Annotated in this window: 9 protein-coding genes; 5 read left to right on the top strand and 4 right to left on the bottom strand. The window is 68.4% G+C overall.

The genetic code is table 11. The annotated features are described in order from the left end of the window. The 4 genes from AC1D2K_RS05640 to AC1D2K_RS05625 form a co-directional block, all read left to right on the top strand. Positions 1–467: tripartite tricarboxylate transporter permease (locus AC1D2K_RS05640; RefSeq protein WP_478086970.1), on the top strand; the 467-nt coding region annotated here is incomplete at its 5' end. Positions 468–643: 176 nt separating this feature from the next. Next, the gene (locus AC1D2K_RS05635; protein WP_478086969.1) at positions 644–1,279 is read left to right on the top strand and encodes a protein-L-isoaspartate(D-aspartate) O-methyltransferase; all 636 of its coding nucleotides are present in this window, start codon (positions 644–646) and stop codon (positions 1,277–1,279) included. A 15-nt stretch (positions 1,280–1,294) separates the two neighbouring features. Continuing rightward, positions 1,295–3,796, top strand: coding sequence for a spermine/spermidine synthase domain-containing protein (locus tag AC1D2K_RS05630; RefSeq protein WP_478086968.1), 2,502 nt, complete (start codon positions 1,295–1,297; stop codon positions 3,794–3,796). Beyond that, positions 3,793–4,596, top strand: coding sequence for an alpha/beta hydrolase (locus AC1D2K_RS05625; protein WP_478086966.1), 804 nt, complete (start codon positions 3,793–3,795; stop codon positions 4,594–4,596). Before AC1D2K_RS05630 ends, AC1D2K_RS05625 begins: the two co-directional genes overlap by 4 nt. A 2-nt stretch (positions 4,597–4,598) precedes the next feature. On the opposite strand, the gene AC1D2K_RS05620 is transcribed toward AC1D2K_RS05625, so the two are convergent. Next, positions 4,599–6,020, bottom strand: coding sequence for a DUF2252 domain-containing protein (locus tag AC1D2K_RS05620; protein ID WP_478086965.1), 1,422 nt, complete (start codon positions 6,018–6,020; stop codon positions 4,599–4,601). 323 nt (positions 6,021–6,343) lie between these two features. Here AC1D2K_RS05620 and AC1D2K_RS05615 point away from each other — a divergent pair, with 323 nt between their 5' ends. After that, positions 6,344–6,895, top strand: coding sequence for a hypothetical protein (locus tag AC1D2K_RS05615; protein WP_478086964.1), 552 nt, complete (start codon positions 6,344–6,346; stop codon positions 6,893–6,895). 17 nt (positions 6,896–6,912) lie between these two features. Here the strand turns inward: AC1D2K_RS05615 and AC1D2K_RS05610 are convergent, their stop codons facing one another. The 3 genes from AC1D2K_RS05610 to AC1D2K_RS05600 are packed head-to-tail and all read right to left on the bottom strand — an operon-like array spanning position 6,913 to position 9,442. Next, positions 6,913–7,680: an ABC transporter permease gene (locus AC1D2K_RS05610; protein ID WP_478086962.1), complete on the bottom strand. Its 768-nt coding sequence runs from the start codon at positions 7,678–7,680 to the stop codon at positions 6,913–6,915. After that, positions 7,680–8,483, bottom strand: a complete 804-nt coding sequence (locus tag AC1D2K_RS05605; protein ID WP_478086960.1) for an ABC transporter ATP-binding protein — start codon at positions 8,481–8,483, stop codon at positions 7,680–7,682. Before AC1D2K_RS05605 ends, AC1D2K_RS05610 begins: the two co-directional genes overlap by 1 nt. Next, positions 8,480–9,442: an ABC transporter substrate-binding protein gene (locus AC1D2K_RS05600; protein WP_478086972.1), complete on the bottom strand. Its 963-nt coding sequence runs from the start codon at positions 9,440–9,442 to the stop codon at positions 8,480–8,482. The genes AC1D2K_RS05605 and AC1D2K_RS05600 overlap by 4 nt, the downstream gene beginning before the upstream one ends. Positions 9,443–9,534 lie beyond the last annotated feature (92 nt).

Here is a 9,534-nt window from a genome sequence, read left to right as displayed (position 1 = left end):
CCAGCCACCCCGAGCTCTTCTGGGGCCTGGTGGCCAGCATGTGGGTCGGCAACGTCTTCCTGCTGGTCCTGAACGTGCCGCTGGTGCGCTACTGGCTGTCGGTGTTCAAGATCCCCTACAGCGTGCTGTTCCCGTCGATCCTGTTCTTCTGCTGCATCGGCACCTACAGCGTCAACAACAACCTGGAAGACGTCTTCATCACGGCGGCGTTCGGCTTCATGGGCTACATGTTCATGCGGCTGGAGCTCGACGCCGCCCCGCTGATGCTCGGCTTCATCCTCGGGCCCATGCTGGAGGAGAATTTCCGCCGCGCGCTGCTCCTGAGCCGCGGGAGTTTCACGACGTTCCTCACGCGGCCCATCAGCGGCAGCCTGCTGGCCCTGATCGCCGTCTTCGTCACCTGGCAGGTGGTCGCGTTCGTCTTTCAGGTGCGCAAGAGGAATGCCCTTCGGGAGCAAGCGGCCTAGCGTCCTCTTCGTGACCATGGCCTTGCACCCCCGCGCTGGACCGCGGTTTCGTGCTCGGCCATGATCGGCGCACTATGGTCACACCCATGGTCCGTGCAATGGCTTCGGCGCTTCTCCTGGCCACGACAGGAGCCCTTGGCGCGGCCACCCCGGATTTCGCATCCGAGCGCCGGAAGATGACGGAAGAGATCACGGCGCTGGCTCGCCAGACTCCCGCGGAAACCGTCAGGCCCGCCTTCGACGCGCGCGTGATGGCGGCCATGGACAAGGTGCCCCGGCACGAGTTCGTGCCCCTCAACCAGCTCGATCTGGCGTACGCGAACCGGCCGGTACCGATCGGCCATGGGCAGACCATCTCCCAGCCCTACATCGTGGCGCTGATGACGGACCTGGCCAAGGCGGAGCCCGGCGACAAGGTGCTCGAGGTGGGGACCGGATCCGGCTATCAGGCGGCGGTGATGGCGCAGCTGGCCCGCGTGGTCTACACCATCGAGATCATCGAGCCGCTGGGGCTCCAGGCCACGCAACGGCTGCAGAAACTGGGCTACACCAATGTCCAGGTGCGCCTGGGCGACGGCTATCACGGCTGGGAGGAACATGCGCCCTACGACGCCATCCTCGTGACCGCGGCGGCCAGCCACGTCCCGCCGCCCCTCATCCGCCAGCTCAAACCCGGCGGCCGGATGGTGATTCCGGTGGGCGCGGCGTTCATGGTCCAGCAGTTGATGCTGATCGAGAAGAACGCCGATGGAACGGTGTCGATGCGGCAGATCCTGCCGGTGATCTTCGTTCCGCTGACCGGCCAGCGCTGAGCGCCCGGAGCGTCGATGACCGCCGCGCCGCTGATCGCCGTGGCCCTGGTCTCGGCCGCCGCGCTGGCCTACGAGATTCTGCTGATGCGGCTGTTCTCGATCACCCTGTGGCACCACTTCGCCTACATGATCATCAGCCTCGCGCTGCTCGGTTGGGGTGCCAGCGGCGCCTTGCTGACCCTGGCGCAGCGCGCGGTGCAGCAGCGATTCGCGCCGCTCTTCTGCGCGGCCGCCGCGGCTTTCGGGCTCACTGCGATCGGCTGTTTCGCGTTGGCCCAGCGCGTGCCGTTCAATCCGCTCGAACTCCTCTGGGACCCGCGCCAGCCGGCCTACCTGCTGGCCGTCTACCTGCTGCTCCTGCTGCCCTTCCTGTGCGCCGGCGCCTGCGTGTGCATGGCGCTGACGCGCTTTCGCGGCGCGCAGTCGCGCATCTACAGCGTCGACATCCTCGGTGCAGGCGCGGGCAGCCTGGGGATCGTGGCGCTGCTCTTCGTGGTGGCGCCGGCCGACGCCTTGCAGATGATCGGCGCGCTGGGCTGCGTCGCGGCGGCGGTCGGGTGGATCGAATGCGGCGGGCGTCGGCGCTGGCCGGCGCTCGCATCGGTGGCGCTGGCCGGCGGCCTCCTGCTGCTGCCCGCGGCGTGGCTGGCGCCCGTCATGTCGCCCTACAAGGAGCTGTCGCAGACCCTGCGCATCCCCGGCGCCCGGGTGGTGGCGCAGCGATCGAGCCCCCTGGGCCTCGTCAGCGTGGTCGAGAGCCCGCGCATTCCGCTGCGCCACGCGCCGGGCCTGAGCCTCACCGCATCGACCGAGCCGCCGCCGCAATGGGGCGTCTTCACCGACGGCGAAGGGCTCAACGCGCTGACCCGGTTCGACGGCCAGCGCGAAAGCCTGGCGCACCTGGACCAGATCAGCTCCGCGCTGCCCTACCACCTGCTGCGCCGGCCGCACGTGCTGGTGCTGGGCGCCGGCGCCGGGGCCGACGTGCTGCAGGCCCACTATCACGGCGCCCGCCGCATCGATGCGGTGGAGCTCAATCCCCAGGTCGTCGAACTGGTGCAGGGCCCCTTCGCGGCCGCCGCAGGCGGCGTCTACGGGCCGATGGCGCGCGTGCACGTGGCCGAGGCGCGCGGCTTCATCGCGGCCAGCCGGGAGCGCTACGACCTGATCCAGGTGGCGCTGCTCGATTCCTTCAGTGCGTCCTCGGCCGGCCTCTACGCGCTCGCCGAGAACTACCTCTACACGATCGAGGCCGTGCAGGACGACCTGCGCCATCTGCAGCCCGGCGGGCTGCTGGCATTCACGCGCTGGGTCACGCTGCCGCCGCGCGATGCGCTCAAGCTCTTCGCCGCCGCGGTGGCGGCGCTGGAGCGATCGGGCATCAGCGACCCCGGCGCGCGGCTGGCGTTGATACGAAGCTGGAAGACCAGCACCTTGCTGGTCAAGAACGGCGCGTTCACCCCCGAGGACATCGCCGCAATCAAGGGCTTCTGCCTCGCCCGCTCCTTCGATCTGGCCTTCTACCCAGGCATGCGGCGGGACGAGGCGAATCGCTTCAACGTGGTCGAAGGCCCGGACCTGTTCGACGGCGCGCAGGCGCTGCTCGGTCCGGGGCGCGACGATTTCATGGCGCGCTACAAGTTCCATATCGAACCGGCCACCGACGACAAGCCGCACTTCTTCCACTTCTTCAAGTGGCGTTCGCTGCCGGAGCTCCTGTCGCTCAAGGGGCAGGGTGGCCTGCCGCTGCTCGAATGGGGCTATCCGGTGCTCGTTGCCACGCTGGTGCAGGCGGTGGTGGCGAGCCTGCTGCTGATCGGGCTGCCGCTGGCCTGGGTCGCACGGCCGGGCGCACCGCACGGTGGGCGGGTGCCGGGCGCCGGAACGCGTGGGCGCGTGCTGGCCTACTTCCTGGCCATCGGCTTCGGCTTCATGTTCATCGAGATCGCGTTCATCCAGAAGTTCGTCCTGTTCCTGAGCCATCCGCTGTATGCGATCGCCGTCGTGCTGTTCGCGTTCCTGCTGTTCGCCGGCATCGGCAGCCGCGTGTCGGGCCGGCTCAAGGGCAATCCGGTGCCGGCGGTGGTGGCGGCCATCGCCGTGTCGGCGGCGCTGTGCCTGCTCCTGCTGCCCTGGCTCTTCCGGCACGCGATGGGCCTGCCCGATGCGGCGCGGATCCTGATCTCGGCGGCACTCATCGCCCCGCTGGCGTTCTTCATGGGCATGCCTTTTCCCCTCGGCCTGGCCAGGGTGGAGGCCGCCGATGCCCGGCTCATCCCCTGGGCCTGGGGCATCAACGGCTGCGCCTCGGTCACCGCAGCGGTGCTGGCCACCTTGCTCGCGATCCACATCGGATTCAACGCCGTGGTCGTCGCGGCGCTGGTGATGTACGGGGTGGCGGCCGCGGCGCGCCCTGGGCGGCCTGCGCGCGATGCGCGCGAATCCGGGGTTGACAGCGCATCGTCTTCGCCGAAGGATGACCCTTCACCGTCGAACCTCCCCACCGAGCCTCGATGAAACCTGCAGCGATCATGCTTTGGCTCGCCACCGCCTGCGCGATCGCTCTGGCAGCGCCCGCCATGTTCCAGGACCGCCTGATCTACTACCCCGCCCGGGCGCAAGCCGCCGAGATGGCGTCCGCCGGACTCGTCGCCTGGCCGGCCAAGGGCGACTTTCGTGGCCTGGTGGCGGAGCCGGAGGGCCCTGCGCGCGGCACGGTGCTCGTGTTCCACGGCAATGCGGGCCATGCCGGGCATCGCGGCTACTACGCCGCGGCGCTCAGCCGCCTCGGGCTGCGCGTGATCCTGGCCGAATACCCGGCCTACGGCCCGCGCGACGGCGCGTTGGGCGAGCGCAGCCTGGTCGAGGATGCCGAGCAGACCTTCGCGCTGGCCCATCGGCTGCACGGCCCGCCCTTGCTGCTGATCGGCGAATCACTGGGCGCCGGCGTGGCGGCCGCGGCGGCCGTGCGGCAGCGCGACCACGTCGCGGCCCTGATGCTCATCACGCCGTGGGACACGCTCGAACACATCGCGGCCTACCACTATCCGTGGCTGCCGGTGGCCTGGTTGCTGCGCGACCGCTACGACAGCGTCGCCCACCTCGCGTCGATCGGCCGCCCGGTGCTGGTGGTCGTCGCCGAGCGCGACCGCGTCGTTCCTGCCCGCTTCGGCACGGCGCTGTACGAATCGCTGCCCGGCCCCAAGCGGCTCGAGGTGGTCCGGGGCGCCGACCACAACGACTGGATCCGATACATCGACGAAGCATGGTGGCGCAGCGCCACGGGGTTCCTGCTCGGCGAGCCTGCGCCACGCTGACGCTAGCCCTCGACGATGACATCGATCCGCTTCTCCCGGACGGCCTGCACGAACGCCCGATAGTCATTGCGGTTCTGGTCGCTGTACTCGACCGAGAACTCAGCGATGGCGTCGTCGAAGGTCTGCGCGGAGCCCATGTAGCCGTGGATCATCGCGGCATCACCCGAACGGGCGTGCGCGCGGGCCAGCGCGTGAGCGCACATGCGCCCATATTGCCGCAGCAGTCCCGTGTCCCAATCCTCGATGATGGCGGACATCTTCATGTCGCGAAGCTGGCGCACATAGAAATCACGGCCGTTCAATCCCCGGGTCCATCCGAGGAACACGTCGCTCGCCGCCTGCATCATGCGCTGGCCCATCACGACGCGCTGGCCGTTGTTCGAGTGGAGGCTCTTCCCCGCATAGGGCTCGAGCACCGAGGGGCGTGCCTCCTTCACCTGCAGGAACAGCGGATCGTCGTCCGCCGCCATGAACAGTGCGACAGCACACATCGTGCCGACACTGCCCACGCCGACGACCTTGATGGTCAGATCGAAGAAATGGAACCGGTCGAACAGCGTCCGCGTCTGCTCGGGCAAGCTCTCTCTGTAGGAGGCGATCGCTTCGGCATACCCCGACTCCAGGCCGAGAGCCTGTTCGCCGGTCGGATGGAAGATCAGAGGCGGCTCGTCCTTGATCCTGGGCCTTGCGCCCTCCTCCGAGACCAGCTTCGGGTACAGATGGTCGGGGACACTCTTGCGCCTTTCTGCTTCGATCCGGTCCGCCATGCGCTTGCGGATTTGCAGCACAAGATCCGGATCGGCCGATCGATCGACGTAGCGCTGCAGATCGATCTTGTCGTACCAGACCTCGAGTGCCCGCATCGACGCGTAGTCGGCCATCCGTTCGCGATACTCGCGCGCGACATCCGTCGCCACGCGTGCCGCGTCGCTGTCGGGAAGACGCAGATGCTGCGCCGCGATCACCACGCTCGCGGCAAGCCGCTTGAGATCCCACTCCCAGGGGGCCGGCAGCGTCTCGTCGAGATCGTTGATGTCGAAGATCACGTTGCGCTCCGGTGTCGCGAAGCCGCCGAAGTTCATCAGGTGGGCATCGCCGCACGCCTGCACCCGGATCCCGCTGCTCGGCGTCGTGCCGAGGTCCGCGGCCATCAGCGCGGCAGCGCCGCGGTAGAAGGCGAACGGCGACGCCGACATGCGTCCGAAGCGAATCGGGACCAGGTCGGCCATGCGGCCCTCGTTGGTCTCGAGCAGGAGTTTGATCGGGTCGCGCCGGTCCTTCGGTGCCTTCCACCCCGCATGCGTGGCGCGCGGCACCTTGTCGCGCAGTGCCTTTCCCTTGGTACGCCGTTCCTGGACCGTCGTGTAAGGCGCTGCCGCTCGAGGCGATGCGTTCGCGCGATCGTTCTTGTCGGTCTTGGCCATGGCAGTTCTCCTGGCGATTGATTCTTCCAGCCCGTCGCAGTCCTTGCCGCGAGCGCTTCGAGACCTGTACGGGGGCCATCTTCCGGCATCGGCGCGTTGACCACCACACTTCAGAACCCGGCTGAAATCCTAAGGCCGAGTCGCACGCCTGAATTGCGCCAGATCAATGTTTCCTCCGACGCGAAAAAAGTCACGATAGAACGCTCGGAGCCGGCCGATTCGAAGGACCATGCCCTTCTTCCCAGTACAGTTGTCCTACCAACTTCAGGGCAAGCGAGGAACGGCGCGCGGGGATGGGCGAAAGCCCGTCGCATTCGCCTTACATGACCTTCACGAAAATTCGGATCACCGGGACAAACGATGCCTTCTATCAACTCGGCGACCCCATGTGTGTCCATGAGGGACGTGTCCTGTTGGCGACTTTGGACCCAGTGCTCGTTCTGAACGGCGGAACCCAGATCCACGTCGAGGCGTTCACCCCCACGCAGGGAATGCTGGAGGAGCGAAGGCACTTCGGACGCCTGATCTTCTTCGAGATCTGCGCTTTCATGTCGGAGCACTACCCGCAGGTTCAGGCCATCAGCTTCGCCTTCCCCCGCCCGATCGACGGGGTTGGCGGCCCCGCGCAGCAAGCGGCTCTGCGTGCAGCGGCACTGGAGCGGATCGGGGTCGAGGACCTTCGCATCACTCCTGTGACTTCGGGCGCGCACATCGTGTCCGGCACCTGGGTCTACAACGAGAAGAACCATGCCGCGCTGCACGTCGCCCTGGCCGAGCAGCGCGCGATCTTCTGTGCCGACCCGATCGTGGCGGCCAAGCGCGGCGTCGCTGGTGCGATTCGGCGGCTGATTGCGCAGCTGCGGCCCCATCGGTAGGGCGCACGCCCGCAGGCCTAGGCATCGATGCGGCGCCAGGGCGTCGCGCGACGCTCGGCCCAGGCCAGGCCGCCATAGAGCACGATGCCGAGAATCGCCAGCATGAACACCGCCGCGAACACCCGCGGCGTGTCGAAGGTGCCCTGCGCGCTCAGGATCACGTAGCCGAGGCCGCGCTGCGACGCGACGAACTCGCCCACGATGGCGCCCACCAGCGACAGCGAGATCGCCACCTTCATGCCCGTCAGGATGGAGGGCAGCGCGCACGGCAGCCGGACCTTGAAGAAGAAGTCGAGGGTCGACCCCTTCAGCACGGTGCCGAGGTCCAGCACGTCCTGCGGCACCGAGCGCAGCCCGTGCACGGCATCGACGATTACCGCGAACACCGCGATCAGGAAGGCGATCGCGATCTTGGGCTCGGAGCCGGTGCCGAGCCAGATCACGAACAGCGGCGCGATGGCCACCTTGGGCACGCTGTTCAGGGCCACGATCAGCGGATAGATCGCATGCTCGAACCCGCGCGAGCCCACCAGCAGCATCGCCAGCGCCACGCCGACCACCACCGACAGCGCGAAGCCGCCGAGCGTGGTCAGCAGGGTGTAGAGCGCGTGGTCCAGGTACCAGCGCCACTCGCTGCCGAGCTCGCCGAGGATGGCGGTCGGCGGCGGCAGCGTCACCGGCCGCACGTGCAGCACCCGCACCAGCACTTCCCACACCGCGAGGAAGGCGACGATCGACAGCGCACCCACTAGCCATTGCCTGGCCTTGGCCATCCACGGATTCATCATGCAGCCTCCTCGAGGGCGTGGGCGGGCTCTTCGTTGATCAGCCCCATGTCGTGGAACAGGTCGCGGATGCGGCCGGTGTAGGCGCCGAACTGCGCCGTCTCGCGCACCGCCAGGCGGCGCGGCCGCGGCAGGTCGACCTCGATGATGTCGGCGATGCGGCCCGGCCGGGGCGAGAACACCACCACGCGGTCGGCGAGGAACACCGCCTCCGAGATCCCGTGCGTCACGAACATCACGGTGTTGCGGGTCTCGAGCCAGATGCGCTGCAGCTCGACGTTCATCTGGTCGCGCGTCAGGGCATCGAGGGCGCCGAAGGGCTCGTCCATCAGCAGCAGGCCCGGCTGGTCGATCAGCGCGCGGCAGATCGCGGCCCGCTGCCGCATGCCGCCCGACAGCTCGCGCGGATAGCGGTCGCCGAAATCCGAGAGGCCGGTCAGCTTCAGCAGCTGCGCCATGACCGCCCGGTAGGCCTGCGTCGGCTTGCGGGCGAACTCGATCGGCAGCAGGATGTTGCGCTCGATGGTTCGCCATTCGAGCAGCGCGTCGCGCTGGAACACCATGCCCAGGTGGTCGGGTGGCCCCGCCACCTTGCGACCGTCGACGCTGAGCGTTCCGGCCGTCACCGGCTCCAGGCCGGCGACGCAGCGCAGGAAGGTGCTCTTGCCGCAGCCGCTGGGCCCGAGGATGCTGACGAACTCGCCCGGCCGGATGTCCAGCGAGATGCCGTCCAGCGCGGTCAGCGCGCGCTCCCCGGGGTAGACCTTGCGGACGCCGTCCGCGTGAATGGCCGCCGCGCTCACGTGCCCGCCGCCTTCAGTACCACCGGCCGCACCAGGCCCGGCACGAAGAAGTCGCTGCCGTCCTTGATCGACTTGATCAGCCCGGCATCGGTCAGGGTCTTCACCGCGATCGTCCAGTCCGCAGCCACCGGCACGCCGACCGGCTGGCCGGCCGCCGCCGGCGACTGGAAGAACGGGCGCAGCGCTTCGATCTGCGCCCGCACCACCTTCTTGTCGAGCTTGGCCTGCGGCCGCTGCGCCACGATGGCCTCGACCGCTTCGTCCTCGTGGCCGTTCAGCACGTAGGTCCACGATGCAGCGACCACGCTGGCGAACCTGCCGATGGCCGGGCCGCGCGCCGCGAGCTTGGCCTCGGTGGCGAAGAGCCCGAAGCTCGGCATGTTGAGCTGGTAGTCGGCAAAACGGATCGCATCCGAAGGCCGGGTCAGCGAAACCACGGGCAGGAAGAACGGAATGGTGGAGAACGCGGCGTCGGTGCGGCCCGCGGCATAGGTGGCGGCCTTGCCTGCGGCGTCGACCCCGACCAGTTCCAAGTCGCTGCGCTTGAGGCCGCCGGCGGCCAGGAAGGCGTCGATGAACGGCGCCTCCAGCGAACCCGCGGTGTAGGCGACCTTCTTGCCCTTCAGATCCCTGGGGCCCTGGATGCCGCCGTCCTTCGGCACCAGCAGGCCGACGTCGCTGAGCCGCGCGAAGACCGCCACCGCCTTCACCGGCACGCCCTTGTCGCGCGCGATCATCATCGAGGCCAGCGCCGCGTGGCCGACATCGAACTGGTCGCCGCCGCCGACCAGTTGCACCGTGGTCACCGAGCCGTTGCCGTCCTCGAGGCTGACGTCGAGCCCGGCCGCGTTGAACCAGCCCTTCTGCTGGGCCAGATGCACCGCGGCATGCACGCCCCAGGGCGTCCAGTCGAGCCGGACCTTCAGCTTCTCGGGGGCCTGGGCGCTGGCCGCGGCCATCGCGCCGAGGCAAAGGCATGCGAGCGCTGCGCGAAGAGTTCTAGCAAGCGAGCCATTCATCATCGTTCTCTCCAAGATCAAAAGGGACCCAT

The sequence above is a fragment of the Variovorax sp. P1_H12_2 genome (assembly GCF_056405335.1).
Note: the sequence above shows the minus strand (reverse complement) of the source record. Positions and strands in the feature narration are given on the sequence as shown.

Coding starts and splice junctions, on each gene's coding strand:
- AC1D2K_RS05600 (WP_478086972.1), bottom strand. CDS start 9,442: ATGGCCGCGGCCAGCGCCCAGGCCCCCGAGAAGCTGAAGGTCCGGCTC.
- AC1D2K_RS05635 (WP_478086969.1), top strand. CDS start 644: ATGACGGAAGAGATCACGGCGCTGGCTCGCCAGACTCCCGCGGAAACC.
- AC1D2K_RS05630 (WP_478086968.1), top strand. CDS start 1,295: ATGACCGCCGCGCCGCTGATCGCCGTGGCCCTGGTCTCGGCCGCCGCG.
- AC1D2K_RS05610 (WP_478086962.1), bottom strand. CDS start 7,680: ATGAATCCGTGGATGGCCAAGGCCAGGCAATGGCTAGTGGGTGCGCTG.
- AC1D2K_RS05620 (WP_478086965.1), bottom strand. CDS start 6,020: ATGGCCAAGACCGACAAGAACGATCGCGCGAACGCATCGCCTCGAGCG.
- AC1D2K_RS05615 (WP_478086964.1), top strand. CDS start 6,344: ATGACCTTCACGAAAATTCGGATCACCGGGACAAACGATGCCTTCTAT.
- AC1D2K_RS05625 (WP_478086966.1), top strand. CDS start 3,793: ATGAAACCTGCAGCGATCATGCTTTGGCTCGCCACCGCCTGCGCGATC.